The organism is Hafnia alvei (assembly GCF_034424155.1).
GTDB lineage: Bacteria > Pseudomonadota > Gammaproteobacteria > Enterobacterales > Enterobacteriaceae > Hafnia > Hafnia alvei.
The window spans coordinates 2,909,116-2,936,048 of record NZ_CP139992.1 but is presented as its reverse complement, the minus strand read 5'-3'; the positions used below and the strand labels follow the sequence as shown (position 1 = coordinate 2,936,048).

General features: G+C 51.1%; 19 protein-coding genes and 3 pseudogenes. 12 read left to right on the top strand and 10 right to left on the bottom strand.

Annotated elements, in window-relative coordinates; translation table 11 throughout:
• Positions 1–5: 5 nt before the first annotated feature.
• From U0008_RS13690 to hybE, 7 genes and pseudogenes are all read left to right on the top strand, one after another.
• Positions 6–2,369 carry a glycoside hydrolase family 31 protein gene (locus U0008_RS13690; RefSeq protein WP_043494124.1) on the top strand — a complete coding sequence of 788 codons (2,364 nt, stop codon included), beginning with the start codon at positions 6–8 and terminating at the stop codon, positions 2,367–2,369.
• A gap of 524 nt (positions 2,370–2,893) precedes the next feature.
• A complete protein-coding gene (gene hybO / locus U0008_RS13685) occupies positions 2,894–4,048 on the top strand; it encodes a hydrogenase 2 small subunit (RefSeq protein ID WP_043494122.1) in 1,155 nt (384 codons plus the stop codon).
• Positions 4,049–4,050: 2 nt separating this feature from the next.
• Entirely contained in the window at positions 4,051–5,034 is a 984-nt protein-coding gene (gene hybA / locus U0008_RS13680) for a hydrogenase 2 operon protein HybA (protein ID WP_043494120.1), read from the top strand.
• Positions 5,027–6,269, top strand: a pseudogene (gene hybB, locus U0008_RS13675) (Ni/Fe-hydrogenase cytochrome b subunit). The gene hybA and the pseudogene hybB overlap by 8 nt, the downstream one beginning before the upstream one ends.
• Positions 6,211–7,914 carry a hydrogenase 2 large subunit gene (hybC, locus tag U0008_RS13670; protein ID WP_025797940.1) on the top strand — a complete coding sequence of 568 codons (1,704 nt, stop codon included), beginning with the start codon at positions 6,211–6,213 and terminating at the stop codon, positions 7,912–7,914. The pseudogene hybB and the gene hybC overlap by 59 nt, the downstream one beginning before the upstream one ends.
• Positions 7,914–8,408: a HyaD/HybD family hydrogenase maturation endopeptidase gene (locus U0008_RS13665; protein WP_025797942.1), complete on the top strand. Its 495-nt coding sequence runs from the start codon at positions 7,914–7,916 to the stop codon at positions 8,406–8,408. Before hybC ends, U0008_RS13665 begins: the two co-directional genes overlap by 1 nt.
• Positions 8,398–8,901 (top strand): hydrogenase-2 assembly chaperone, encoded by a 504-nt coding sequence (gene hybE, locus U0008_RS13660; RefSeq protein ID WP_025797943.1) that lies wholly within the window; start codon positions 8,398–8,400, stop codon positions 8,899–8,901. Before U0008_RS13665 ends, hybE begins: the two co-directional genes overlap by 11 nt.
• Positions 8,902–8,947: 46 nt before the next feature.
• On the opposite strand, the gene U0008_RS13655 is transcribed toward hybE, so the two are convergent.
• The 9 genes and pseudogenes from U0008_RS13655 to U0008_RS13615 form a co-directional block, all read right to left on the bottom strand.
• Complete coding sequence (locus tag U0008_RS13655; RefSeq protein ID WP_043494118.1) at positions 8,948–9,853, bottom strand: LysR substrate-binding domain-containing protein; 906 nt, start codon at positions 9,851–9,853, stop codon at positions 8,948–8,950.
• Between the two features lie 94 nt (positions 9,854–9,947).
• Complete coding sequence (locus U0008_RS13650) at positions 9,948–11,192, bottom strand: cytosine permease (RefSeq protein ID WP_043494116.1); 1,245 nt, start codon at positions 11,190–11,192, stop codon at positions 9,948–9,950.
• Between the two features lie 53 nt (positions 11,193–11,245).
• Positions 11,246–11,635 (bottom strand): allophanate hydrolase-related protein, encoded by a 390-nt coding sequence (locus U0008_RS13645; RefSeq protein WP_043494113.1) that lies wholly within the window; start codon positions 11,633–11,635, stop codon positions 11,246–11,248.
• 50 nt (positions 11,636–11,685) lie between these two features.
• Positions 11,686–12,645 (bottom strand): annotated as a pseudogene (locus U0008_RS13640) (carbamate kinase).
• Positions 12,638–14,062 carry a YlbE family protein gene (locus U0008_RS13635; RefSeq protein ID WP_043494110.1) on the bottom strand — a complete coding sequence of 475 codons (1,425 nt, stop codon included), beginning with the start codon at positions 14,060–14,062 and terminating at the stop codon, positions 12,638–12,640. The pseudogene U0008_RS13640 and the gene U0008_RS13635 overlap by 8 nt, the downstream one beginning before the upstream one ends.
• Positions 14,059–15,605 (bottom strand): annotated as a pseudogene (fdrA, locus tag U0008_RS13630) (acyl-CoA synthetase FdrA). Before fdrA ends, U0008_RS13635 begins: the two are co-directional and overlap by 4 nt.
• A 73-nt stretch (positions 15,606–15,678) precedes the next feature.
• On the bottom strand, positions 15,679–16,584 hold the full coding sequence (locus U0008_RS13625; protein ID WP_051874159.1) for an oxamate carbamoyltransferase subunit AllH family protein: 906 nt from the start codon (positions 16,582–16,584) through the stop codon (positions 15,679–15,681).
• Between the two features lie 23 nt (positions 16,585–16,607).
• Positions 16,608–17,276 carry a cysteine hydrolase family protein gene (locus U0008_RS13620; RefSeq protein ID WP_043494107.1) on the bottom strand — a complete coding sequence of 223 codons (669 nt, stop codon included), beginning with the start codon at positions 17,274–17,276 and terminating at the stop codon, positions 16,608–16,610.
• 377 nt (positions 17,277–17,653) lie between these two features.
• Positions 17,654–19,153 (bottom strand): UbiD family decarboxylase, encoded by a 1,500-nt coding sequence (locus U0008_RS13615; RefSeq protein ID WP_043494105.1) that lies wholly within the window; start codon positions 19,151–19,153, stop codon positions 17,654–17,656.
• A 198-nt stretch (positions 19,154–19,351) separates the two neighbouring features.
• Here U0008_RS13615 and U0008_RS13610 point away from each other — a divergent pair, with 198 nt between their 5' ends.
• On the top strand, positions 19,352–20,242 hold the full coding sequence (locus U0008_RS13610; protein WP_025797962.1) for a LysR family transcriptional regulator: 891 nt from the start codon (positions 19,352–19,354) through the stop codon (positions 20,240–20,242).
• A gap of 80 nt (positions 20,243–20,322) precedes the next feature.
• On the opposite strand, the gene U0008_RS13605 is transcribed toward U0008_RS13610, so the two are convergent.
• Complete coding sequence (locus U0008_RS13605) at positions 20,323–21,789, bottom strand: C69 family dipeptidase (protein ID WP_043494102.1); 1,467 nt, start codon at positions 21,787–21,789, stop codon at positions 20,323–20,325.
• A gap of 317 nt (positions 21,790–22,106) precedes the next feature.
• Between U0008_RS13605 and U0008_RS13600 the strand changes: the two genes are divergently transcribed.
• The 4 genes from U0008_RS13600 to menH all read left to right on the top strand — a co-directional run bounded on the left by U0008_RS13600 (position 22,107) and on the right by menH (position 26,927).
• Positions 22,107–22,619: a DUF1097 domain-containing protein gene (locus U0008_RS13600; protein ID WP_043494099.1), complete on the top strand. Its 513-nt coding sequence runs from the start codon at positions 22,107–22,109 to the stop codon at positions 22,617–22,619.
• Positions 22,620–22,767: 148 nt separating this feature from the next.
• Positions 22,768–24,093, top strand: a complete 1,326-nt coding sequence (menF, locus tag U0008_RS13595) for an isochorismate synthase MenF (RefSeq protein ID WP_043494097.1) — start codon at positions 22,768–22,770, stop codon at positions 24,091–24,093.
• 366 nt (positions 24,094–24,459) lie between these two features.
• The gene (menD, locus tag U0008_RS13590; RefSeq protein ID WP_043494094.1) at positions 24,460–26,139 is read left to right on the top strand and encodes a 2-succinyl-5-enolpyruvyl-6-hydroxy-3-cyclohexene-1-carboxylic-acid synthase; all 1,680 of its coding nucleotides are present in this window, start codon (positions 24,460–24,462) and stop codon (positions 26,137–26,139) included.
• A gap of 17 nt (positions 26,140–26,156) precedes the next feature.
• Complete coding sequence (menH, locus tag U0008_RS13585) at positions 26,157–26,927, top strand: 2-succinyl-6-hydroxy-2,4-cyclohexadiene-1-carboxylate synthase (protein ID WP_051874161.1); 771 nt, start codon at positions 26,157–26,159, stop codon at positions 26,925–26,927.
• Positions 26,928–26,933 lie beyond the last annotated feature (6 nt).

The window sequence follows — 26,933 nt, the reverse complement described above, 5'->3', positions numbered from 1 at the left end:
ATAGAATGAAAACGTTGAAAAACTGGGTTCTGAATCGCCAAGCAGCCGATCACGTTGAGTTAAAAGTCGATGGTCAGCATTTATTCCGCATCTACATTTTAGAGTCAGGGCTGTTTCGCGTGCTGATTAAACAGCGCGGTGAGCTGGCGCTGAACCGTACGTGGAGTATTGCCCAGCAAACGGATGTGCCTTGGGAGGGGCGTGATCGTGAAAGCACCGAGGGTTTCGCACGGCCTGCTTTTGAGCTGGTACAGTGTGATGCTGAACTGTGTATCAGCACCGACAAAATGCGGGTGACGGTACATCAACCGCTGTGGTTAGAGTGGGAATATTGTAACGAGGCAGGTGAATGGCTGCCGCTGGCGGCAGACCGTCCAACCAGCGCTTATTTACTGAATGCGCACGGTGATGGCGTTGCTCATTATCAGCGCCGTTTCCCAACCGAAAGCTACTATGGTTTGGGAGAAAAAGCAGGCGATCTTAACCGCACCGGTGGGCGTTATGAAATGCGCAATTTGGATGCGATGGGTTATAACGCGGCGTCAACCGATCCGCTGTATAAGCATGTTCCGTTCACGATTACGCGCAAAGAAGACGTTAGCTTCGGCCTGTTTTATGACAACCTCAGCAGCACTATGTTGGATCTGGGCAACGAGCTGGATAATTACCATTTAGCCTACCGTCGCTATCAGGCGGAAGCGGGTGACTTAGACTATTACATGTTCGTTGGGCCAAAGGTTCTGGACGTCACTAAAGCCTTTGTGCGACTGACCGGTAAAACATTTTTTGGGCCAAAATGGAGCCTCGGTTATAGCGGCTCAACCATGTATTACACCGATGCACCGGATGCCCAAAATCAGCTGATGAAGTTTATCGAGCTGTGCCGCGAGCACGATATTCCATGTGACTCATTCCAACTGTCGTCGGGTTACACCTCGATTAACAACAAGCGTTATGTCTTCAACTGGAACTACGACAAAGTGCCTCAACCAAAGGTGATGTCACAGGCTTTCCTCGATGCAGGGATCAAACTGGCAGCAAACATCAAACCGTGTTTGTTGCAGGATCACCCTAAATATCAGGAAGTGGCGCAGCAGGGATTATTCATTCGTGATTCAGAATCGGACTGCGCGGAGCGCTCGGTATTCTGGGATGACGAAGGCTCCCACCTTGATTTCACCAACCCCGCTACGGTGAAGTGGTGGCAAGATAACGTGACTCAGCAACTGCTAGAAATGGGCATTGGCTCGACGTGGAATGATAATAACGAATATGAAGTATGGGACGGCGAGGCGCGCTGTCATGGGTTTGGCCAAGAAATTGCGATTAAACAGATCCGTCCGGTGATGCCGCTACTGATGATGCGTGCTTCTTTAGAAGCGCAACAGCGTTTCGCGCCTAAACAGCGGCCTTATCTGATCTCACGCTCCGGCTGTGCGGGCATGCAGCGCTATGTTCAAACGTGGAGCGGCGACAACCGGACAAGCTGGCAGACGTTGCGTTACAACACGCGAATGGGTGTGGGGATGAGTCTGTCTGGCTTATATAATGTGGGTCATGACGTTGGTGGATTCTCCGGCGACAAACCAGATGCCGAGCTGCTTGTGCGCTGGGTTCAAAACGGCGTGATGCACCCACGCTTTACCATTCACTCGTGGAACGACGATCACACGGTAAATGAGCCGTGGATGTATCCGGCGGTGACGCCAGCCATTCGTGATGCCATCGTGCTGCGTTATCGCCTGCTACCGTATTTTTATACCTTGCTGTGGCAGGCGAGTGAAAACGATGAGCCGATGCTGCGTCCGACCTTCCTCGATCATGAAAATGATGCGGCGACCTTCGCAGAAACCGATGATTTTATGTTAGGTAAGGATTTGCTGGTGGCGAGCGTGGTGGAACAAGGACAGCGTCAGCGTGAAATCTATCTGCCTGCCAACGAAAGCGGCTGGTATGATTTCTACACCGGACAATGGTTTAGCGGCGGTCAGTCTATCACCGTGGAGGCTCCTTTAGAGCGCTTACCGCTGGTCGTGCGTGCAGGGGCGATGTTACCGCTGTCTGGACGTACCGCATTCGTAGATGCTGCCGCAGATGATTCTCGCGAACTGATGCTGTTCCCTCCGATGGGTAAAGGTTGCGATCGCGGCATGCTATTTGATGATGATGGTGAAACCTATGCTTGGCGAGAAGGGCAGGCGCTGTGGCTTAACTGGGAGATCGCTTCCGATAACCAACGTATAGACGTGACGTTTACCCGCAAAGGTGATTTCCAGCCCGCGTGGAAGGAAATCGTTATCCGTCTGCCGCAAAGCGAACAACGTAAGCTGTATGTGAACGGCGTGCAGTGCACAAGCTATAGCCTTTAAGCCTGTTTAAACCCAACCCCACCCTAACCCTCCCCTTCGCAGGGGAGGGAACCGTTCGGTGATGTTTGTAAGATCCTCAATTTGCTCCTCCCCCTGCAAAGGGAGAGGTTGGGAGTGGGTAAGTCAACTCGTTGCTAAAGGAAGGTTGGGAGGTAATACTATTTCCGCGCCGCTTCCTAAATAATTATTTAACTAAATAAATAAAACTAAATGAATTTAATTTATTTAATTCTAATTTACCGTCATTAATACAAACTACTCTCATTTAGGTATTCCTCTAAATTAAGAAAATTCATACGAAAGTAATCTGAAATCCTATATTTTCAATTTATAGAAATAATATATTGTGGAATATTTGTGCTATTTAATTTCCGCTGAATCGGTTTTATTCACATTATTGGTGTTGACCTTCCACTAATCCTTCTCAACTTGATAAAGATCAACCACAACTAGTAGGGTTAATCCTTAGCATTTCACTACCTAAGCATTCCGCCAGACGAATGCGCATCTAAGGAATACTACGAATGGCTGAGGATAACTTTCTATCCGCTCACGGTGTGAACCGTCGTGACTTCATGAAGTTGTGTGCGGGTATGGCCGCTACACTAGGGCTAAGTTCCAATGCGGCAGCAGAAATGGCTGCGGCAATCACAAATCCACAGAGACCACCCGTTATTTGGATTGGCGCTCAAGAATGTACCGGCTGTACTGAGTCCCTGTTGCGTGCCACGCACCCAACAATTGAGAACCTGATCCTCAATACTATTTCACTCGAATATCATGAGGTGCTATCTGCGGCTTTCGGACATCAAGCCGAAGAAAATAAACATAACGCGATGAAGCGTTATAAAGGCAAATATGTTCTGGTTGTTGATGGCTCCATTCCGTTAAAAGACGGCGGCGTTTATTGCATGGTCGCTGGTGAACCTATTGTCGATCATATTCGCCGTGCAGCCGCTGATGCGGCAGCGGTTATCGCGATTGGCTCCTGTGCCGCATGGGGTGGTGTTCCTGCCACCGGCGGCAACCCAACCGGTGCGGTAAGCCTTGAAGAAGCCATCGGTAAACCGGTTATCAACATCCCTGGTTGCCCTCCAAACCCGCACAACTTCCTGACGACCGTGGTGTATTACATCACCTACGGCAAGCTGCCTGAGTTAGATAGCAAGCATCGTCCGCTGTTTGCCTATGAACGTTTAATCCACGAAAACTGTGAGCGTCGTCCTCATTTCGATGCTGGGCGTTTTGCCAAAGAGTTTGGTGACCACGGTCATCGCCAAGGCTGGTGTTTGTATCACCTAGGCTGTAAAGGCCCAGAAACCTACGGCAACTGCTCAACGTTGGAATTCTGTGATATCGGCGGCGGCATCTGGCCGGTCGGTATCGGTCATCCGTGCTATGGCTGTAACGAGCAGGGCATTGGTTTCACCAAAGGGATTTTCCAACTGGCGAACGTTGAAAATCCAACGCCGCGCGTGGATAAACCCGGCGTGGCCAACCGCGAAGGTGGACATATTTCACCAACGGCAACTGGCCTGATTGGTGGCGCTTTGGGGATCCTGATTGGGGTCAGCTTGATGACGGTACGTGAGCTTGGTCGCCAGCAAAAGCGCCATGAATCGGAGCGCCAAAACGCTGAGAAAAGCCACGCTGAGCACCACGATTCACGGGGGGAATAACCGTGAATAGAAGAAACTTTATTAAGTTTGCCTCTGCGGGGGCGTTGGCTGCAGGCACGGTGACATCGAACACTGCGCAGGCAGCGGTAGAAAACAAACCGCCGATCCCCGGTGCGGTTGGCATGCTCTATGACTCAACGCTGTGCGTAGGCTGCCAAGCCTGCGTGGCTGAGTGTCAGAAGCTGAACAAAAACCAGATCAATCCTAACGGGCCACAAACGTGGTCTAACAACGATAAATTAACGCCTTACACCAACAACATTATTCAGGTGTGGCAAGACGGCAGCGGCGTTAATAAAGATCAGGTCGAAAACGGCTACGCCTATATCAAAAAACAGTGCATGCACTGCGTCGACCCTAACTGTGTTTCGGTATGCCCAGTACAGGCGCTGAAAAAAGATCCCAAAACCGGCATCGTGCATTACGACCCTGACGTTTGTACGGGCTGTCGTTACTGCATGGTGGGATGTCCGTTCGATATTCCAAAATATGATTATCACAACCCGTTTGGTGAGATTCATAAGTGCCAGCTGTGCGATCAGAAAGGGCTTGAGCGTATTACCAAAGGCCAACTGCCAGGCTGTGTAGAAGTTTGCCCAACCGGCGCGGTTATCTTTGGCACGCGTGACGAGCTGTTGGCTGAGGCTAAAAAGCGTCTGGCGGCAAAACCTGGGGCCGAATATGCCTATCCGCGCCAAACCCTGAACGGTGGTGATAACTATCTGCATCCGCTTGCCAAGTATCAGCCTTATGTCTACGGCGAAAAAGAGGGCGGTGGAACGCAGGTGATAGTGCTGGCGGGGGTGCCGTATGAAAATCTAGGCATGCCGAAACTGGCTGAACTCTCAACTGGCGCACGCTCTGAGCACATTCAGCATACCGTTTATAAAGGCATGATCTTGCCGCTGGTGGTTCTGACAGGTCTGTCGGTCATGATCCGTCGTAACACCAAAAACCACCATGATGGAGATGATGATCATGAGTGAACATAAAGCCAGTCCGTTAGGTGGTCGCCTTGTTAGCTGGCCGGTAATGGTGATGGCGCCCTTCGTGGTGCTATGCGGCATTTTCATCCTCAAACGTTTGATCTTCGGGATTGGCTCCGTTGCCGATCTGAACGGAGGTTATCCATGGGGACTGTGGATTTCATTCGACCTGCTCATCGGCACAGGTTTTGCCTGTGGTGGTTGGGCGCTTGCGTGGGCGGTATACGTTTTCAACCGAGGTGAATATCACCCGCTGGTGCGTCCCGCGCTGTTGGCGAGCCTGTTCGGTTATTCGTTAGGGGGATTATCAATCACCATTGACGTGGGCCGTTACTGGAACCTGCCTTATTTCTATCTGCCAGGACACTTTAATACCTCGTCGGTGCTGTTTGAAACCGCGGTATGTATGACGGTGTATATCGGCGTGATGGCGCTGGAGTTTGCGCCTGTCGTACTGGAGAAATTTGGCTGGAAAGTGCCAATGAAGTGGCTGAATAAAATCATGTTCTTCATTCTGGCACTCGGCGCGCTGCTGCCAACCATGCACCAATCTTCAATGGGATCGTTGATGATTGCTGCGGGGAATAAAATTCATCCGCTGTGGCAAAGCTACGAGCTGCTGCCGGTGTTCTCATTGCTGACGGCATTCATTATGGGCTTCTCCATTGTGGTGTTTGAAGGCTCGCTGGTACAGGCAGGGTTAGCAGGTAAAGGCCCGAATGAAAAGCCGCTGTTCTATCGACTGACGCAGGTTATCGATATTTTCCTGATCCTGTTCGTTGCGCTGCGCTTCGCGGAAATTGTGCTGCGAGATAAGTCAGAGTACCTCTCACAGTGGAATCGCTACTCCATTTCATTCTGGTGCGAAATTGGGCTGATGCTCTTCCCGCTGCTGGTATTCCATTGGGACAGATTCCGCCGCGATTCGCGCATGCTGTTCCTTGGCGCGCTAAGTATGCTGCTGGGTGCTGCGCTGTGGCGTATGAACTACTCACTGCTGGCGTTCAATCCGGGCAATGGTTACCACTATTTCCCAACGTCAGAAGAACTTCTGATTTCAGTCGGCTTTGTGGCGATTGAAGTCTGTGCCTATTTGTTGCTAATCCGGATTTTACCGGTGTTGCCATCGCTTGAACGTGTACATAAAGATTATCAGGCCCGAGGGAAAGCTAAAGTATGAGCCAACGTATCACTATCGACCCGATCACCCGTATCGAGGGCCATCTACGCATTGACTGCGAAATTGAAAACGGCAAAGTCACCAAGGCTTGGTCATCCGGCACCATGTGGCGCGGGATGGAAGAGATTGTCAAAGGCAACGACCCGCGCGATGCGTGGATGATTGTTCAGCGCATTTGTGGCGTATGTACCACCATCCACGCCATTGCTTCAGTGCGTGCGGTGGAAAATGCGATCGGCGCTGAAGTGCCGGTGAACGCGCAGCATATCCGTAATCTGATCGTGGCAGCCCATAGCATCCATGACCACATTGTGCATTTTTACCAGCTGTCGGCGCTGGACTGGGTGGACATCACCTCTGCGCTGAACGCCGATCCTAAAAAATGCGAAGCCATGCTGAAAGGTGTCTCAACGTGGTCGCTGAATAGTTCGGAAGAGTTCACCAAGGTACAGCAGAAAATCCGCGACTTGGTGGCCAGCGGCCAGTTGGGTATTTTTGCCAACGGCTATTGGGGCCACAAGGCGATGAAATTGTCGCCAGAAGTAAACCTGATTGCGGTTGCCCACTACCTGCAGGCGCTTGAATGCCAACGTGATGCAAACCGCGTAGTGGCGATTTTAGGCGGTAAATCCCCACATATCCAAAACTTGGCCGTGGGTGGCGTGGCTAACCCAATCAATCTGGATGCGCCAAGCGTGCTGAATCTGGAACGTTTGATGTATGTGAAGATGTTTATTGAACGTCTGGGTGAGTTCATTGAGCAGGTTTACAAAGTGGATGCGGCAATTATTGCGGCAAACTACCCAGAATGGCTGTCATTGGGCGAAGGTGCGAAGCACTATCTGAGCGTGCCAGAGCTGCCAACCGATGCCAAAGGCGGTAGCTTCCTGCTGCCGGGCGGCTACATTGAAAATGGTGATATGGCTAACTATCGCCCAATCACCAGCCATCAGGATGAATGGTTGATCGACGGTATTGCCGAAAGCTGCAAACACTCTTGGTATAAAGACGATGCAATCTTAAAGCCGTGGGAAGGTAAAACCGAACCGAACTACACCGGCTGGCAGGATGAGGGTAAGTACTCATGGGTGAAATCCCCAACCTTCTACGGCAAAGTGGTAGAAGTCGGCCCGCTGGCCGATCTGCTGGTGAAACTGGCGGCTAAGCATCCTGATACGGTGAAACACTTCAATGAAGTGAACGGTCTGTATAAAACGCTGAATGGCAAAGCATTACAAACCGAGCAGTTGCATTCCACCATGGGACGCATTATTGGTCGTGCGGTGCGCTGCTGTGTACTGAAAGATACCCTGCTGCAACAGTGGCAGGCGCTGATCGACAACATCGGCAAAGGCGATCACGTTGCCTTTATCAAGCCTGAAATTTTGGAAGATAAAGAGTATCGCGGCGTCGGTTTTGAAGAAGCGCCGCGCGGCATGCTTTCGCATTGGATCGTAATTAAAGGCGGCAAGATCGAAAACTATCAGGCGGTTGTGCCTTCCACATGGAACTCTGGCCCGCGTAACACCAACGACGAGCCGGGCCCGTATGAGCAAGCGCTCATCGGCACGCCTATCGAAGATATCGAAAAACCGTTGGAAGTGGTGCGCACCGTGCACTCCTTTGACCCATGCATGTCTTGTGCGGTGCACGTGGTGGACACGCGCGGCGGCGAAGTGACCAAGGTTAAGGTGCTGTGATGAATACGCTGATCTTAGGTATTGGCAACCTATTGCTCAGCGATGAGGCGGTTGGCGTGCGCATCATTGAGCGCCTAGAACGCGATTTCCGTTTTCCTGAAGGCGTTGAGCTGATGGACGGCGGAACCGCGGGCATGGAGCTGATGGAGTACATGGCTAGCCGCGATCATCTGATTGTGGCCGATGCGGTCCTCAGCGATAGCGCACCCGGCAGCGTCATTACGCTGTGTGACGACGAAGTTCCGGCATTTTTTAGCCGGAAAATTTCACCACATCAACTTGGGCTGTGCGACGTGCTTTCTGCGTTGCATCTCACCGATGAGTTTCCACAGCGCTTAACGCTGGTGGGCGTGGTGCCAGAGTCTCTGGAGCCGCATATTGGTCTGACGTCGGCGATTGAGGCGGCGATCCCTGTAGCCATGGATCGTATTGTCCAGCTTCTGCGTAACGATGGTTGCCAAATAGAGCATAAAGGAGCGGTACATGCCTTCTGAACATGATTTGACCGCTATCGGTGCTGATGAATTTTGGGGTTTTGAGCAAAATCCTGCCGATCTTTTGATAGAACAGTACCAACAGATTGCGCAGGAAGAGATGGCGACGCTGCCGTTCTATCGTGCCGAAATGCCGATCGTGGTTGAGATGCAGCAGCATGAAGGGCAGTGGCTCGGCACGGTATTAACGCCGTGGATGCTAAGCGTGGTGATTTTGCCGGGGCCGGATCAGGTTTGGTCTTTGCGTAAACTCGGTGAGCGAATTGCGCTTTCCCTGCCGCGCGGTGACATGACGTTTATGGTCGGTGAATTACCTAAAACCGGTCAGCTATTGTCCTGCTCATTGATGTCGCCGATTGAACCGCATATCAGCGCAGATGAAGGCAAGGCGTTAGTGGCGGATACGTTGAAGATGTTGCTGTCGTTGCCGGTGCAGGATGAAGCTACACCAGTGAGCGTTTCTCGACGAGAGCTATTTTTGCGCAAAAGGTAAGCGTCAATAATCTTATTCAAGGCCGGTATTTACCGGCCTTTTGCATTTATTTCCCACAGATTTGGTTTTTCATTGCGGGCTCGGATAAATAGTCTAAACACCATTGGCACACTTTCCCCATACCTTCTGAACGAACGGCCATAAATAGCTGAGTAGCGTGTTTGTGCTCTAGCATCGACTTTTTCACCAGAGTGCCGTCGTTGAGTAAAGGAGAGGCAAGATGATGGGGAACATATCCAATACCGGTATTTTGCTGAATTAATGCCACGGCGATAGCAAAGTCAGGAACATAAAGCGGCTTTTGCCCTTCGAGCAACCAAGCCTGCTGATGGGAGAAGTTCACCGCCGTGTCGCGAATGCATACGGCTGGATATTTCCTTAGCTCGGTATTCGTTAGTGGTTTTATCAACGTCGCTAAAGGATGCTGCGGGCCAACCACAAAGTCCCACTCTAGTACGCCCAACGATTCGCTTTTGATCCCTTCAGTGCTGGGCGGGTTATGTGGCGCACCAATCACTAAGTCGGCATGTTTTCTGTAAAGTGCATCCCAGCAACCGTTATAAACTTCAATATTTAGGGTAAGCCGAGTCGAAGGGAAAGCGCGCTCAAAAGCGTTGATAAATTGAACTAACGCAGATTGTGGCACAATGTTATTCGCTGCTATAACAAACTCTTGTTCAACGCCATTGTGAATTAATGTGGTATTTCGCTTTAACGCATCTAAATCGCTTAAAAGCGTTTTACTGTGCTGAATGAAATACTCACCTGCCGATGTTAATTCAATATTTCGCCCTTTGCGCAGAAATAGAGCGACGCCAATGCTTTCCTCAAGCTTTCTCACCGTATAGCTAATGGCGGAGGGGACCTTATTGACCTGTTCGGCGGCAGTGGTGATGCTTTTGTATTTAGCGACCAGATGAACGATACGAATACTTTCGTCTGAGATAAACATAATGAACTCCTTCGTTGCCTTTGAGAACCAACATCCATCCAAGATGCAGGCCGGCATAATGGTGAGAATTATGCCGGAGTTCAGATCATGTGGCTTATTGGGCTAGTCGTTGTTTATGTTGCATCCGGCTTAAGCAGAAATACCCTAAACAGGCGACCAGTATAGAGTCAATCGAAGGAATTGTGGTGAGTGTTATAACGTCGTTGACCGTCATAAATCCTATCGCAGACCCTAACAACCATGCGGCGAACGTCTGGAACTTAATTTGCGGTTCTCGGCTTAATACCTTCTCATCATAGCCATTTTGGCGGTAGAGAAAAAAGTCAGCGATGTAGATACCCGCTACCGGAGGGGTTGCGATTCCGAGAAACAGCAGGAAAGGAATAAACCACGTGAGTATATCCATGCTGCCAACGATAGCGGCTAAAACCCCTAAGCCTAGAGTAATTTGCCACTTGGGAATATTAGGAAGCAATGTGGATACCACTAAGGAGCCTTGAAACATATTGCCTGCATTTCCAGTAATACAGGCGAAAATCAACAGGAGTGCAGCGGGTAATATTGCCCCGAAGACCGCCATGGCTCCCAACAAAGAGTTTTGCCCACTGAGTGCGCTCGGTGTTGCCCCAGCCCAATACAACAGAGGGTAAGCCACCAGAAAAGTCATACCCGCAGCGATGAGTGCATGTTTACGGTTATGCACAAAACTACCAAAATCCGGCAGTGTAGCAACCAGTACGATAATGGTGCCGACGACGGTTGAAACCGCGACGCCGATACTCATTTGCTTTACGCCATCTAAAGCAGGAGCTTGCCCATGGGTGGCGACGTAAAGTATGTAGCAGAGTACCAGTGCGATAACGGGCACGGCAATCTGGGCAATCTTACCTAATACTGCAAAACCAAAGGCAGTCGAGGCGATAAAAATGATGCATCCGAGTGCGACCCAGAGTGGGATGGGTAACTCCACGCCGTGCTGGGCGAATAAATCATGCACGGAATGGCCGAACATGTTACCCGTTACGGCAATCCAGCCAAATAGGCTGATGGCCATCAAAATATTAATCGCCACCGCCCCTCGTTCACCAAAGGCATATTTCACAATCCCGTAAGTCGGCAACCGTGCCTTTTCTCCCACGCAGATAGTGATAGCGGCAAGAAGAGTGAGGATGAGTCCACCAATTGCTACTACGGTGATGAGGCTAGTATGAGAAAGTTGGTTCCCTAGACTGGATGATGAAAGCAGTACCGGAGTGACCGCAATCCCAAGCAAAATCATAGCAATATGGATACCTGACGCTGTTCCTGCCGTCGTGTCTGGTTGTTCTGTTTTACGCATACCGCATTCCTTTTGATCGTAAGTATCGTGACAACGCCTAACAGGATAAAAAGTTAGACAGTGTGATGATGTCCGGTATATCGCCGCCAGCTACCGGTTTCGGTTATCTCTTTTTGGCCTTCCACTAGCCAAGGTTCAGCCAGTACGCCTAAGACCTCGCTACCGTCCTGTAGCTTTATTTTGCCGATGCTCAATCCCGCAGGCTCACTGCTGAGTAACTGCGCAAAGGATGCTGGTGGTAGTTGCCAGATTTCTAGCGCGATGTGGGCTCCACCGGTTTGTACCCGGATCATGCCAGGGTGACGATCGTTGATGCTCCATAAGCGGTAGTGTGCCTCAGTGTTGTCTTCGCGCACGAAAATGCCACCGACGTTTGTCATGTTAGGGTTCAGCTCTAAGCCGCGCATTAGGGTGCCGTTAACGGCCAGTAAAATTGGTGTCATGATTTAATCCTTTTTGTTTTTCGAGCCCGCTTGAGCCCGTTCGGGTATGGCTAACGCGTTATCCATGTGCCTGTTTGGTGTTGCAACGCCAATTTAATTGACTCTGGGCGGGTAATTAATCCGCGTGCGGTTTTACCGCGCACCGCGCTTTGGCGAATGAATTGTGTAATGGCTTCAACTTTTGGCTGCATGCTGCCTGCTCCAAATTGGCCCTGAGCGATGAGCTGTTCGGCCTACTCGAGGTCAAGCTCATTCAGCCAACGCTGGTTTGGTGTGCCAAAGTTAATGGCCACCTGATCTACGCCGGTGGGGATCAATAACAGATCGGCTGCTAGCTGTTCTGCGAGCAGCGCCGAAGCGAGGTCTTTATCAATCACGGCTTCAATGCCGCTAATTTGTTGATTCGCATCGCGTATAACAGGAATTCCGCCACCGCCACAGGCAATCACGATGCAGCCCTGAGCGAGCAAATTTTTGATCGTGGCAAGCTCAACGATTTCCTTCGGTAAGGGGGATGCCACCGTTCGCCGCCAGCCGCGGCCCGCATCTTCGGCAATCGTCCAACCTAAAGTGTGTTGACGCTGGAGAGCGGTGGCATGGTCGAGAAATGCGCCAACGGGTTTACTGGGGGCGTTAAATGCCGGATCGCTGGCGTCGACTAAGGTTTGTGTCACGATAGCGACAACGGGTTTGTTGATACCGCGGATGGCTAACTGGTTATGCAATGCTTTTTGGAACATATAGCCAATCGCACCTTGAGTATCTCCCACGGCATAATCGAGCGGTACTGGGGCAACCTCGCTCGCGGCAAGCTCCGAACGGCGTAAAATAAAGCCGACCTGTGGCCCATTGCCGTGGGTGAGTACGACATCCCAACCTGCTTCAATCATGTCAACGATAGAGATAACGCTTTGCTCTACGGCACGATATTGGTCTGGAATACTGTTCTTTTCTTCATGCGCAATCAGCGCATTTCCGCCCACAGCGACGACGGCAAGATGCTTATTCATGATGGGCTCCGTGCGGTAATTCTTGGGCTAGGGCGAGAAGTGCATCAGCAAAACAAGACATGGGGGCGGTGGTGATCCCCGCACCAATTTGCCCGATCCCCGCCAGACGATGTGCAATTCCCGTGTTGATTACGGGCAAAATCCCTCGGTCAGCGACTTTGCGTGCGTCGATACCCGCGGCGGTGGGTGAAAAGTTCAGAGCAGGCAAGGTGAATGCGGGATTTGAGCCCAGCGTAATCTTTTGCATTCTGCGACTGTTGTGGGTGGCATCTTCAGGAGTCCCTCCCACGAATTTGACTATCGCCGGAGAAGAGGCCATGGCAAAGCCGCCGACGCCCGCCGTTTCAGTAATGGCGCTGTCACCCAGATCGGCTGCGGCATCGTCAACGCCATAGCCAGGGAAGAATAAGCCTTCTACTGGGTTTGCAGGCGCTTGGAACCAGATGTCGCCGGTGCCGGAAAGCCGAATGCCGAAATTCACACCGTTACGCGCCATCACCGTTACCATTGAGCTGAATGGCACATTGGCCGCGGCATCCATCATGGATTTACAGGCTGCCATTGATAGATTGAGGAAGAAATGATCGTTGCCAGTGATAAAGGCAACGCACCGTTGTATCTGAGGCAGAGGCAACTCGCACTCCAATAACGCCGGTAGCATGCGTTTGATGAGCAAACCGGTCGCCGCCGCATTTCGGTTGTGCACTTCGTCACCCATATGTAAGGCCTGTGCCATGAGCGGTTTGAGTTCTAATCCACCTATTTTTTGCACGGCGGCTTTCAGCGCTGGACCTAGCTCTTGCTGCATCCAGCGTAGTCGCTGTAGAACTTCATCGTTGTTTGCTCCAAAGCGGAGAACTTTGCCTAGCCCTTCATTAAAATTGCTAAACGCACGCTGCCCGTTTGTTGTGTTCTCAATAACCCAAAGCGGCATTGAAGGGCTGATGATCCCCGCCATTGGCCCAACGGCTTGATGATGGTGGCAAGGTTCAAGCTTGATTTCACCGGCAACGATTAGCCGCTCTGCGGCCGCAATATCGGATGCCCAGCCTTCATACAAAACGGCACCGAGAATAGCGCCTTGTACGGGACCACACATTTTCTCCCAAGCAATGGGCGGGCCTGAGTGCAAAATCGTTTTACGCAGTTGCAAGGCGGGAATCGCTTCCGCTGCAATTAATACGTCCACTAATACTGGCTGCGCCGCGAGATAGCGGGTAAAGGCAATTTCATTGGCCTGTTCTACTAGAGGGTGGTTAAGCAATTCGGCGAGGGATAGACCCGCAGCGATATTGCCCTCCACGGGTGGCTGCCAAACGAGTGGAATAACCGAGCCGTTTGCTTGCTTAATATTGTCGGCAAAGCCGTTTAAACCAGCATTCACGACGGTCAGCGGTTGAGAAAAGAGTGAGTTCATTGTGTTGCTCCACTTTTTGCAGCTTGAATGAGTGCAATCTGGCTAGCCCAAATCGCAGCTTGGGCATTGCACTCAGCGACGAGTACGCCGCACTGGCGTAGGGCATTAATCTGATGTGAACGAATTTGAGGATCGGCTTCCGTGCCACAGATATGAGCGATCAGAATGGGGGTGTTTTTCGGATCTCTGCGGTTAAGGATATCGATCAGATCTTGCGCGGGATCCATGGCTGCGCCATACCCTAACACCAGATCAAACAGCACGACGGCGCAGGTAGGATCGTTGAGTTCGGCTTGAATTCGTTGATTACGCTGCGTGGGGTCAATCATCGGATGCGGCCGACCACGAGTGAAATCATCGTCCCCCATATCAATGAGCGTGTGGGTACTGCTTTGCCTAATATCGTTTAGCTTTTGATTACCGTGTACCGGCGTATTTGAGTTGGCAAAAAAGCCCTGCTGCTGGCATAGCAGCTGGCTTTCATAACAAAAGGTCCCTCCGGCAAATATCCCGCGAATGTATTGGCGCACGAGAGGGAGTGAGCATGCTGCTCAAGCAGATCGATGTGTGACTGAGAGAGCGTTAGATGAGAACTTGTTCTGCTTTTGCCCTCTGAGAGCGCCACAGCAATATCGGCTGCATCTGCCAGCGTTTCAGCACTGTGCACTCCGAAACGTGTTATCTCATCTGGGTTTGCGCCTAAAAAAATCACGACGACGGGTTTGCCACACGTTTGTGCCCGTTGCAGAATTTTTTCCGCAACGCTGCGGGCAGGCGGTTTAGATATCAGCACGATGGTTTGGGTATTGTTGTCCTGAGCGAGGGCGTTCAGTGCAAAGAGCATAGAAATGCCACCGATCTCTTCGTGCAGATCGTGGCCGCCAGTCCCAATCGCTTGAGATACGCCAGCGCCGAGCTGATCGATTCGACAAGTGACTTCTTGCAGTCCTGTTCCCGAAGCACCGATGACCCCGATAGATCCTTGTTGCACCACATTGGCAAAGCCAAGGGGTATGCCGTTGATGATGGCGGTTCCACAATCAGGGCCCATCACGAGCAGGTGTTTTTCTTGCGCCCGTTGTTTGATCTGTTTTTCCTGTTGCAGGCTAACGTTGTCGCTAAAGAGCATAACGTTCATGCCTAGCTGTAGGGATTTCATTGCCTCGGCAGCGGCATAATCACCGGGCACTGAAATGAGCGCCAAATTGGCGGATGGATTTTGTTCTTGAGCCATCTGTAGGCTGGTTACGGCGATAGTCTGTAGACCCGCGTTGCCGCTCTCTTCTGGCTTGCTGTTTAGCCGTTGGTCAGCTATTTCCAACGCCTGATTGCAGGCCTCGGTTTCGCCCATCACGGCGATAATTAAATCGTTGGGGCTGGCTTTAATGTGATCGGGAAAACCGGCGTCTTGTAGCTGGATGAGATTATTATCCGTTCCCATTACCACCGAGGCTTGCGTTATGCCTGCGAGCTTGCTGATTTGAGCGGAAATCTGCATCAGAGAGACTGAGTCTTGATACCTGTTCTTGAAAACTTTATACATATTTGGCTCTCATTTTGGGTAAGAGATTCCCTACCGAATAAAGGTTCGGCATGGATAAATACAATGAATGGAATTACTGCGTGGCTTTTAGCGCACGTAAGCCATGCAAGAAACCGGCTAAACAATCTGCGCCTGATGAAGCGCCAAACTGCATAACGGCTAGCGCGGCTGAATTAACCTCTACGTCGTTTTTCTTGGTTGCTAGCGCTTGGATTAGCTCACATATCGGTTCGGAGAAATGCCCTTGCACCGCGCGTTTTAGGTAGTGAGCGCTAATGTCGTTGGTTCGGGATAATTGATTCGTTAAGCCGTGACATAGCAATGTGAAATGTTCAGCCACCTTTTGGGTATATCTCCAGCGCCACAGTGCCGCGATGTAACCAAGTAAATAATCATCACCATCAGGGGTCAGGCCTCGTCCAAAACCAATGAGCTGCGCGATTTGCTGATCCAGAATAGCGGCATTGGAGTTCAGTGAAATCTCGGGCTGTTTTTGCCCTGAATCCGCACGAGGAAATAATGACAATTCGCTTCTAATACGATGGGTGGTGCAAAACAGAGTTAGTGCATGCAAAAGAATGGCGTAGTAGTGCTGTGCGTCGCTTACTAGAGACTCATGCGCGTGCGCTGTTGCTCTGTCTGGCTGCCAGCACCGTGCGCCTTTGCTAGAGATAGACCATCCCGCACCGTGCAGCACCTCATTTTTCATCCAAATCTCCTCGCCACCGATGGTTTTTTCTCGCCAGTCCCATGAAGCCGGTAGGTTCAGTCGTATGGCGTCGGCAAGGTTGGCGTAGTGGCTAGCACTGAGCAGAGTGAGTAGATAACCGTCGCTGCGTTTAAGATTCACCGCGTGTTGAAAACGGCTGTGAATCTGTAACGGGTATGACTGTGCGTTTGCGCTTTTTATAAATTCAGCAGCGAGATAGCCGATGGACACGGTTTTTAAGACGTCAGCTGTGAAAGTGTGCGTCAACATCACTCTGCTCCTGTTTGCTTAACTTAACGTTGCAAACCGTCGACGATGGCATTGGCATCGCTGACCCAACCAAAGATAGCGCCTTGAGCCTTGATCATCTCCAAGGCGTATTTTTGAAACTCTGGGAAATAGGAGCCCACACAGTCTTGCGGAATAATGCATTCATAGCCGCGATCGTTGGCTTCACGCACCGTAGTTGTCACACAAACCTCGGTAGTCACGCCGCACACAATCAGCGTTTTTATCCCGTGATTCTGTAAAACCAGATGGAGATCGGTTTGGTAAAAGGCACCTTTACCCGGTTTATCAATAACCGGCTCACCGTCGATCGGATATAGCTCGGGGATGATGTCGTGACCCGCTTCGCCACGAACTAAAATTCGCCCCATTGGACCGGCAGTACCAATAAATGTTTTTCCACCACGAGTCAGTTTGGCTGGTGGACAATCGCTGAGATCGTTGCGATGGCCTTCACGAGTGTGAATAACGAATAAACCTTGAGCGCGAGCCGCTTCTAGAACGCGCTGGCAGGGTTCAATAGCGCAGCGAACTAAAGAAACATCGTTGCCTAATGCTTCGCCGAAGCCGCTAGGCTCAACAAAATCGCGCTGCATATCAATCATGAGCAGTGCCGTAGTGGCAGGATTAAACGGCAATGCAAAAGGTTCTGCGTGGAACTGATGTGTTGTCATCTTCAACTTCCTTATTTCAGCGTTGGTTGATAGGTCGAGTATATGTAGGGGACGAGGGGGTTACAGCGAAATGATTTACTGCGTAGCAACGAATATTTTGTATTAACAGAAGTCCCTCTATGACCGCGGGGGATAAGTGTGAAGTGCTTCGAAGGATATTTTTTACCTTCAAAAACATTGATGCATGCGAGGTTGTAGCGTTTAAAAAATTGTCGTAGGAATGTGATGTAGATTGAAGAGGGCGGTGGAGCCGAATGCACTATATTAACGCCATTAACGTCGGTGATTAACGCTGACGGATTTTCTGAATGCATGGGGGACGCTGTTCAACAGGTTTTAGCCTTCTTGAACAGCGTGATCGTGAGGTAACGGTTTTTTTATTTAAAATCAGGCAGGAAGCGTTTCACATCCACCTCTTTGAAACGAGAACGCTCGAAGTGGGCTTTCAAATGGAACGGAACCGTACAGTCAAAAATGGTCTTACATGACATCCCTTCTTGCAAAATGGAGGGGCTGTAGTCTGGCATCTGTGAAGGATCGAGCGGATGGCAGCGAACGCCGGGAATGAAAATCGTATCCACATCGCCTTGATAACGGGTCTGCATTGCCCACATCACGTCGTCGCTGTCGAAAATATCGACATCTTCATCGACGAGAATAACGTGCTTCAACTCAGAGAAGGCAGCGAAAGCCAGCAACGCGGCTTGCCGCTGGCGACCTTCGTCTACGGCGGCGCTTTTCTTAAACTGCATCACCGCCAGTAACTTTCCCCCGCCCGCAGAATGGGCAAAGACGTTGAGAAGTTTGCCCGGCATGGCGCGCTCAACCATATCTAAAATGCTGGCTTCGGTGGGTATACCTGCCATGTTTACATGCTCTTCTCCCGGCCCAATGGTGGTACGCCAGATTGGGTTGGTGCGATGGGTTACGGCCTTGACTTTAATGACCGGCAGCGCGTCTTTGGCCGCGCCGGTATAGCCGGGGAATTCAGGCATTGCCTTGCCGGTATTGGTATTTTGATCTTCGCGCAGCCGTACATTGGGCAAGAGTTCGCCTTCAATCACGATCTCGGCGTGAGCAATGGCTTTTTCATTGATGGTTTTGCACTGCGCCATTTCAACGGCGTGGCCGCGCAAGGCGCCCGCAATACTCAGTTCGTCAAAACCCAACGGCGTGGTAGGGGGTTCAAAGCAGGCCGCGATCTCAATTGCGGGATCGACCCCAATGCTGATTGAAATCGGTAATGGTTTTCCCTGCGCTTCAGCCTTCATGCGGAAGGCATCGATGTGACGTCCGGGCGTGAGCCACATAGAAAGTTCGTCACGACTTTGCACGCACAGGCGATGGATGGTGATATCAGATTCATGAGTGTCGGGATCGGAGGCGTAGCACAGCCCCATAGTGATATACGGACCGGCGTCTTCTTCGGTGTTGGTCGGCGCGGGCAGCAGTTTGCGCAGGTCAAAATCCGCATCGTCGGCGAAGTGGATCACCTGTTGGCACAGCGCCTTATCCGCGCCTACCGTCACAGGCGCAACGGCATTTTTCACCGAGTTTCTCAGCAGATGTCCCAGATTTTTAGGTTCGCAGTTGAGAAAATGTCCTACGCGGCTGCGTGAACCATTCAAACCAATGGCGACACTAATATCGTTGAATCCTTTAATTTTGTTGAACACCATGGCAGGGCCATTTTTACGCGTTGGGCGCAGGCAGGTTCCACCTGCGCCTACGTAGCGATACACGCCGGATAGTTCAGCGCACGGATCGACTTCAACATCGGTAGAGACTAATTCGCCGGGCTGTGCGGCTAAAAAAGCCAGCGCGGAGCGTAAATCATGAATGGGGTTTTTGATTTTATTATTCGGTGTATTGTCCATTATTCTGCCTTGAGATAAGAGGGCGTTGGTTAGGAATAGATATATTCTTAATTGAATTTCAAGACCAATACCGTTTCGATCATAGTGGCTATACCGATACTCTCTATTCTTGCCGTGAAATATTGCCGCGGAGTATTAGTCAGTGTGGCTTTACGGTGCGAAACTTGTGGGGTGAAAATGATAAAGGGAAGCGCGTAAGTGGATCTGAAAAGGCTGAAATACTTTTGTAAGGTGGTGGAGCAGGGATCGATTAGCCAAGCAGCAAGGGCGCTGAATATGGCTCAACCGCCGTTGAGTAAAAGGATCCAAGAGCTGGAAGATGAGCTCAACGCTCCGTTATTTGTACGCAATGGTAATCGTCTAGAAACAACCGAGGCCGGCTATTATCTTTATCGCAAAGCCTGCGATATTTTACGCCAGATAGAAGATACGGCGCGGGAAACCAAACTTCTCTCGAATCGTGAAACCAAAGTTTTAAAAGTGGGGCTCACGCATCTATTTCAGCGCTATTTTAAGCCGCTGCTCTTGGAACTACATCGACGTAATCCCGATGCTGAATTACATATTTCAGTGCTCGATTCGAGCTATCTGGAATCGCATTTGAATGAGGGGTTAATTGATGTTGCGCTGATTCAAAAACCGAGAAAATTTGAGGGATTTGACTGCATCACGTTTCCTCCGATCCCCGTTGTGGCCGTGATATCTCACAAGCTGTTAGCCGAAGCGCCTGTTTCGCCCTTTCCCTATCTCGCGCTAAGCCAGTTTCCTCTGGTTTTATTGCATCGCGCTAAAGATGCCGGAACCGATGAGATTTTATTGGATCACTTTCATAAAGGCGGTAAGCATCCCCATGTGATTATGCATATTACCCAGCCGGAGGCGATTCTAGATTGGATCGAGTCTGGACTTGCCGCGGCGACGCTGCTGCCGGCGTCAGAGGTGGATGCCAGCAAACTCAGTCATAGCTATGTTGTAGAAGTTTTTCCTTCCCCCATGGTGTTTTTCCCCGCGCTGGTGAAAACGCCCGTCACGCCTTATACCCAAGAGATGATGGAAATTATCCAAAAGGGCTATCCATTTCAGAAGTGAATAAGGGCCAATATGGTGAGAGGGATGGCCGGAAACTCTCGATACGCTCCCGGCCTGATGATTCGTTGCTTGCGCCGCTGTTATGCGCCTTCGAAGTGATATTTCATATCAGTATCGTGGGTCATTTGCGTCATGACTTGGCGAGTCAGCTGTTCTGTCAGACTCAGCGCATCCTGCATCACTTTATCTTCAAACGTCTGTAGCACTTTTTGCGCCTGCTGCGGCTGAGACTGATAGAGTTTTAGATACTCTTTTTCCATCGCCGTTTGCTGAACCGCCGTATTTTTCTCAAACTCGGCATAGGCCTTTTCGACCTCAGGCGCATAGGCGTTGTAGTTTTGCATCACGAGCGTTTGCAGCTGGCGATATTTCCAACTCACTGAATCATCACTGAATTTGTTGGTACCTTTATCATAGCCGGGAAGATAATGCTCCATACCTTGGTAATAGGGAACATAAACGCTGAGCGACGGCATACCGATGGCGACGTAGGCCACTTCACCAATGGCTTTAGGGAGTTTTGGCCGTACCTGAAGTACGTGAGATTCTTGGGTGCGGAATACGGAAATTGGGCGATAAGGCTCTTTGGGATTGTTGTTGGCATACGGGTCGTGCGCCGTTCCCTGATAGTGATTACGCAGCGCGGTCTGAACATCGGCAACGGAAATTTTATGCGCGGGTTTTAAGAAGACTGGGAACGCGATGCCATCGGTGATGGTGGTTTTCAGCTCTGGATTGAACATGTGCTGCACTGTCCAAACGCGTGGGTAGTTGTAGGTGACATCGTTTTCAACGTCTTGCGAATAGGCTTTATGGAAATCAAACTCGCCGTCTTTGAGGTTGTATAAACCGTGCTGTTCGGCAAAGCTAATCAGCGTTTTTGACCCCAGATAGTTGGCTTTGTCTTCAGGGTTATAATTTCTTAAACGTCCCTGATTGGCTGACACAAAATATTGGTCGCGCGGTAGTTTGGCGGCCATCCACTGATGACCGCTGCCGGTTTCTAAATACCAAACTTCATGTTCATCAACAAAAGCTACGCCAAATCCTTCACCGGCACCTTTTTCTTCAATGATTTTACCCAGAAGTTCGGCACCTTCACGCGCACTATGAATTCTCGGCAGGATCACGTTTTCGATAGCGTCTTCGGTGATGCCGGTTTTCTCTACGTAAGGATCGAACTTAAGCACCTGCTGGCCGTTATAGATGGTTTCCGTTGCGGTCATACCAACGCCCGCTTCATTAAATCCGACTTCACCCATGGATAAATCGTTAGTGTCAAAATCTGATATCGCGCTGTAGCGCAGCGATGTTTCCGGCAACGGATAGGTAAAGCCGTTGGCGTGGGATTTAAATTCACCTTTTTGGTGCTCAGCGCGAGGATGAATCAGAAAGTGTTTCGGGTTATTAGCGGAATAGTCTTCATTGCGCGCGACGATAAAAGAGCCGTCGATGGAGGCTTCATTACCCACCAAAATGGTGGTACATGCCATTGCAGGAGGAACCAGTAGAGCAGGAATGACGGCGGAGAGAATGTGTTTTTTCATCGGAATCGTGGCCTTTCGTCATGCGTGAGAGAAATTTTTTAGGCTTTTAACCTATGCCTCTGATTTTGATATGACAATAAATGGGCACGATTCTATTGGATGATGGCTGTCTGGTTTTATGGCCAGATTGGCCGGTTAAGTGTCCATTCTCGTGAGGCGTTACGCAGTTAGGTGGCGAAAAAAACAACTTTATTTGTGATTAAAATCACAATAAAATGTAATCATACAAACACATCACTTTGCATTTGTGATTCTGGTCAATGAATATCCTGTTCCCATCGGTAAACTACTTTTTTTGAATACGTGAGATTTCCATCATGAATGTTTTGGTTGCTATTGCCATCACTACCGGCATCCTTTCTGGCATTTGGGGCTGGGTCGCGGTGAGCCTTGGGCTGTTAAGCTGGGCGGGTTTTCTCGGTTGTACGGCCTATTTCGCCTGTCCGCAGGGCGGATTGAAAGGTTTTGGCATCAGCCTATGTACGCTGCTTAGCGGTGTATTCTGGGCTGAAGTGATCATTTATGGTGGGGCTCTACGCCCAGAGTGGACGATCCTAGGCTACGTACTGACCGGGATCGTGGCTTTTCTGATGTGCATTCAGGCGCAACAGCGCTGGCTGGCGTTTGTTCCCGGTACCTTTATCGGCGCGTGCGCCACCTTCGCAGCAAACGGCGATTGGCAGATGGTGGTTCCTTCGCTGCTAGTGGGCTTAGTCTTTGGCTACGCGATGAAAAACAGCGGATTGTGGCTGGCGGCACGTAAGCAGCGTCAGGCAGAACAACAAAAAGTGGAAGCGCAGACAGAAGCGGCGAGCCAAGAAGTTCCTTAATTCGCGTTTTTCTCCCTACAAATGTTAACAGCTGGCGGGTTTTTCACCACTTACTCGCTGGCTGTGCCGATAACTCTTCTGGTTGCTTTCCTTCTTATCAATCCACCGTATAATTCTTCACTTCTTCTTAAAGCCGCCCGAGGTTGTCGTGGTTCATCTTTCCGTCCTGGTAGAACGCATCATTCCTTTGTTACGCCAAGCCGCTGCCGAGCAATCGGGGCTGGTACGTATTGCGCTGCCTTGCAGTTTGAAAGATGGAACCCAAATGTTGGAGTGGTTGGCTTCGCAGCCGCTGTTTCCGCAATTCTACTGGCGACACCGCGATGGCGCGGAAGAAGCCGCAGTGTGTGGTGCGGTGCGTACGTTTACCGACGCCGAGCAGGCGCAGAAATTTGTTCAAGAAAATGGCTGTCCTGAGCTTCGTATCTGGGGGCTAAACGCGTTTGGTCAGGTTGAGCTGGATGGCTACGGCACGATCAACAGCCTGCTGTTTTTGCCGCGCATCGCGCTGATGCGTCATGCTGGTAAGGCGGAGCTGGTGGTGTACCTATACGGTGAAACATCACTGACGCAAGATCTGGAACTCGCGCTGCGTGATTTAGCTGCGCTGTGCGCTATTCAGCCATTGCCAACCTTACAAACCGACGTTCTCGCTGCGCGCCATCAACCCGATCATGATGCTTGGTGTAATTTACTCAATAATGCGCTGGCTGAAATTGAACATAAAGCCTTTGAAAAAGTGGTACTGGCACGCCGTACGACGTTAAAGCTTTCGCTACCGCTGCGCGCTGCTCAATTTTTAGCGGCAAGCCGCGCGGTGAATCATCGTTGCTACCACTTCATGCTGGCGTTAGCGCCGGAGCGGGCGTTTTTAGGCTCTTCGCCGGAAAGACTATATCGTCGCCAAAACTTATCGCTGGAAACGGAGGCCTTGGCTGGCACCGTAGCCAGCGGTAACAGCGATGCGCAAGCGCAAGAAAATGCGCAGTGGCTGATGTCAGACCGGAAAAACCAGCACGAAAATTTACTGGTTGTGGATGATATTTGCCAGCGTTTGCAGGGTGGGGCGCAAGCGCTTGATGTGATGCCTGCTGAAATTATTCGTTTGCGTAAGGTTCAGCATTTGCGTCGGCCAATTCATGCCACGCTGGTGCAGTCTAACGATGCTGATTGTCTGCGCCGCTTGCAGCCTACCGCTGCTGTAGCCGGATTGCCGCGCGAACCCGCGCGCCAGTTCATCATGCAAGATGAACCCTTCGATCGCGGCTGGTATGCTGGCTCGGCGGGTTATTTGGCGCAGGATCAGGCTGAGTTTGCCGTCGCATTGCGCTCGGCGTTAATTGAGCATGATCATATTCATCTTTATGCCGGAGCGGGCATCGTGGCGGGATCGGATCCTGAACAAGAGTGGCTAGAGATTGAAAACAAAGCGGCTGGTTTGAGAACGCTGCTGGAAAGTGATATTTCGCTGTAATCTGGTAAAGTTTTGCGCCGATCATAAGGGCTCTGGGTTGCGAGTCTTTAAGGCGCGCTTTGTTCCATTTCTTTGCTTCGTGCGCTTATCTTTGCTTTCCTCAAGCCATACGGATCCTCTGGTTTTATATACTCCCCTTAGCTGATTGTGGTCTTGGGCTCGCTGGTGTAACATATTGCCGCATAATCCCTTTTGATTTTCTTTCAAAAACATGAAGTTACTCTACGTTATGGTTTTGTAAGACATAGTTTTGTAAGACCTTCAAATTGCGAACAAATTAACGGCTTTATCATTCTCGAGCTCAGATGGGGGTCGGTGAATGGACTAAGCTGAGAAAACCCTTTTTAACCAGACTGCTGAGCCGCCATGTCGACAAGTGTATTTAACCGCCACTGGGCCGCGTTGTTACTGGAGGCGTTAACCCGCCACGGTGTTCGCCATATCTGTATTGCTCCCGGCTCCCGTTCTACGCCGCTAACGCTTGCGGCGGCCGCTAATCCCCAACTGATTTGCCATACGCATTTTGATGAGCGTGGTCTGGGTCATTTGGCGCTTGGGCTGGCGAAAGCTTCCGGCGAGCCGGTTGCCGTTATCGTCACATCGGGTACGGCGGTTGCGAATCTGTATCCCGCGGTGATTGAAGCAGGTCTGACCGGTGAACGTCTGGTTATGCTGACCGCCGACCGTCCGCCAGAACTTATCGACTGCGGTGCCAATCAGGCCATTCGTCAAAACGATATTTTTGCGTCTCATCCTAAACAAACCCTGAATCTGCCAAGGCCGACGCCGGATATCCCCGCTCGCTGGTTGGCTTCGACCATCGACAGCGCGATGGCGCAGCTGAGCCAAGGCGCATTGCATGTGAACTGTCCTTTTGCTGAACCGTTATACGGTGATGACGATGGTTCAGCCGATGCGTGGTCGAAAACGCTGGGTGAATGGTGGCAGGATCCACGCCCGTGGCTGCGGGAGACTGATCTGCATGCGCGCACTGCGGTAAAACAGCCTGACTGGTTTTACTGGCGGCAAAAACGCGGTGTGATCTTAGCGGGCAGAATGAGCGCCGAAGAGGGCGATCAAGTTTCACTATGGGCTGAGCTGCTCGGCTGGCCGCTGATTGGCGATGTTTTATCGCAAAGCGGCCAACCTTTACCCTGTGCGGATTTATGGCTAGCTAATCCAAAAGCTCAGTCGTTATTAGAGCAGGCGCAGGTGGTTATCCAATTCGGCAGCAGCCTAACGGGAAAACGCTTGTTGCAGTGGCAGGCAAGCTGCGAACCGCAAGAATATTGGCTGATCGATCCACTGGAAGGTCGCTTGGATCCGGTGAATCACTATGGTCGCCGCGTGATCGCCTCTATCGCTGATTGGTTAGAGCTACATCCTGCGCAGCCGCGTGCGCCGTGGGCACCTGAGTTGGAACTGTTGGCGGATACTGCCCAGCAGTGTGTGACTGAATATCTCGATGAACATTTTGGCGAGGCGCAGGTGGCGCAGCGCATCCCTGAACTATTGCCTGAAAATGGTCAGTTGTTCGTCGGTAATAGCCTGATTGTTCGCCTGATTGATGCGTTTGCTCAGCTTCCTGCGGGATACCCGGTTTATAGCAACCGTGGTGCCAGCGGCATCGATGGGCTGATTTCTACCGCCGCGGGCGTGCAGCGCGCCACGGCGAAACCGACGCTGGCGATCGTTGGCGATCTCTCCGCGCTTTACGATCTCAATGCGCTAGCGCTGTTGCGTCACTGCTCTGCGCCAACGGTGTTTATCGTGGTGAATAACAACGGCGGCCAGATTTTCTCCATGCTGCCAACGCCAGAAGCCGAGCGTGAACGCTTTTATTTGATGCCGCAGGACGTGGAGTTCCAGCATGCTGCTGCGATGTTCAAACTAGCCTATGCCCAGCCACAAAGTTGGGATGAGCTGGTTGATGCGGTGCAGCAAGGCTGGCGTCGAGCGGGGGCTACGCTGATTGAGCTACAGGTTTCTCCTAGCGAAGGCGCGGAAACGCTGCGCGATCTGCTTGCTCAGGTAAAAGCGCTGTGATTTTGGCCGCGACATACATCCTTTGCGGTTCAAACATTGCGGCTCAAACGCGTGCGGGATCTTCTCCGACTTTAGTCTGGCTGCATGGATTTTTAGGTGAGGGCAGCGAATGGCGAGATTTTGCCGCTCAGCTCCCCGAGTTTTCACATCTGCTGGTTGATCTCCCCGGCCATGGGCGTTCGGCACAACTCTCCGTAGACGGTTTTGCCGCCGTGGATGCCGCTTTGCGGGCTACCTTGGCGCATTATGATATTTCATCCTATGCGCTTATCGGCTACTCATTGGGCGGGCGTGTGGCGATGTACCACGCGGCTCAGTATCCCAAAGGATTAAAAGCCTTGCTGATCGAAGGCGGAAATCCGGGATTGAAAACGCAAGCCGAACGGGTAGCCAGAATTGAAAACGACGCGCGTTGGGCGGAACGTTTTCGCCAACAGCCGATGCCGGAAGTTCTTCAGGCATGGTATCGCCAGCCTGTATTTGCCGAACTGAGCGATCCTGAACGTCACCGGTTGGTGACACTGCGCGCGGCGCAGAACGGCGAGCCTTTGGCTACAATGCTTGAGTCAACGTCGCTGGGCAAACAGCCCTTGCTCACCGAACAGCTGAAAACGCTGGCTATTCCCTTTGTCTATTTATGCGGTGAGCGTGACGCTAAGTTTCAGCAGCTTGCCGCCGAATCTGATTTGCCGGTGCGAACGATTGCAGGCGCCGGTCATAACGCACATCGCGCGAATCCTGACGAGTTTGTTGCTCAGGTGCGTGACTTTTTTACCCCACTTCTTTAACAGGAA

Coding starts and splice junctions, on each gene's coding strand:
- U0008_RS13690 (WP_043494124.1), top strand. CDS start 6: ATGAAAACGTTGAAAAACTGGGTTCTGAATCGCCAAGCAGCCGATCAC.
- hybO (WP_043494122.1), top strand. CDS start 2,894: ATGGCTGAGGATAACTTTCTATCCGCTCACGGTGTGAACCGTCGTGAC.
- hybC (WP_025797940.1), top strand. CDS start 6,211: ATGAGCCAACGTATCACTATCGACCCGATCACCCGTATCGAGGGCCAT.
- U0008_RS13665 (WP_025797942.1), top strand. CDS start 7,914: ATGAATACGCTGATCTTAGGTATTGGCAACCTATTGCTCAGCGATGAG.
- hybE (WP_025797943.1), top strand. CDS start 8,398: ATGCCTTCTGAACATGATTTGACCGCTATCGGTGCTGATGAATTTTGG.
- U0008_RS13655 (WP_043494118.1), bottom strand. CDS start 9,853: ATGTTTATCTCAGACGAAAGTATTCGTATCGTTCATCTGGTCGCTAAA.
- U0008_RS13650 (WP_043494116.1), bottom strand. CDS start 11,192: ATGCGTAAAACAGAACAACCAGACACGACGGCAGGAACAGCGTCAGGT.
- U0008_RS13645 (WP_043494113.1), bottom strand. CDS start 11,635: ATGACACCAATTTTACTGGCCGTTAACGGCACCCTAATGCGCGGCTTA.
- U0008_RS13635 (WP_043494110.1), bottom strand. CDS start 14,062: ATGAACTCACTCTTTTCTCAACCGCTGACCGTCGTGAATGCTGGTTTA.
- U0008_RS13625 (WP_051874159.1), bottom strand. CDS start 16,584: ATGTTGACGCACACTTTCACAGCTGACGTCTTAAAAACCGTGTCCATC.
- U0008_RS13620 (WP_043494107.1), bottom strand. CDS start 17,276: ATGACAACACATCAGTTCCACGCAGAACCTTTTGCATTGCCGTTTAAT.
- U0008_RS13615 (WP_043494105.1), bottom strand. CDS start 19,153: ATGGACAATACACCGAATAATAAAATCAAAAACCCCATTCATGATTTA.
- U0008_RS13605 (WP_043494102.1), bottom strand. CDS start 21,789: ATGAAAAAACACATTCTCTCCGCCGTCATTCCTGCTCTACTGGTTCCT.
- U0008_RS13600 (WP_043494099.1), top strand. CDS start 22,107: ATGAATGTTTTGGTTGCTATTGCCATCACTACCGGCATCCTTTCTGGC.
- menD (WP_043494094.1), top strand. CDS start 24,460: ATGTCGACAAGTGTATTTAACCGCCACTGGGCCGCGTTGTTACTGGAG.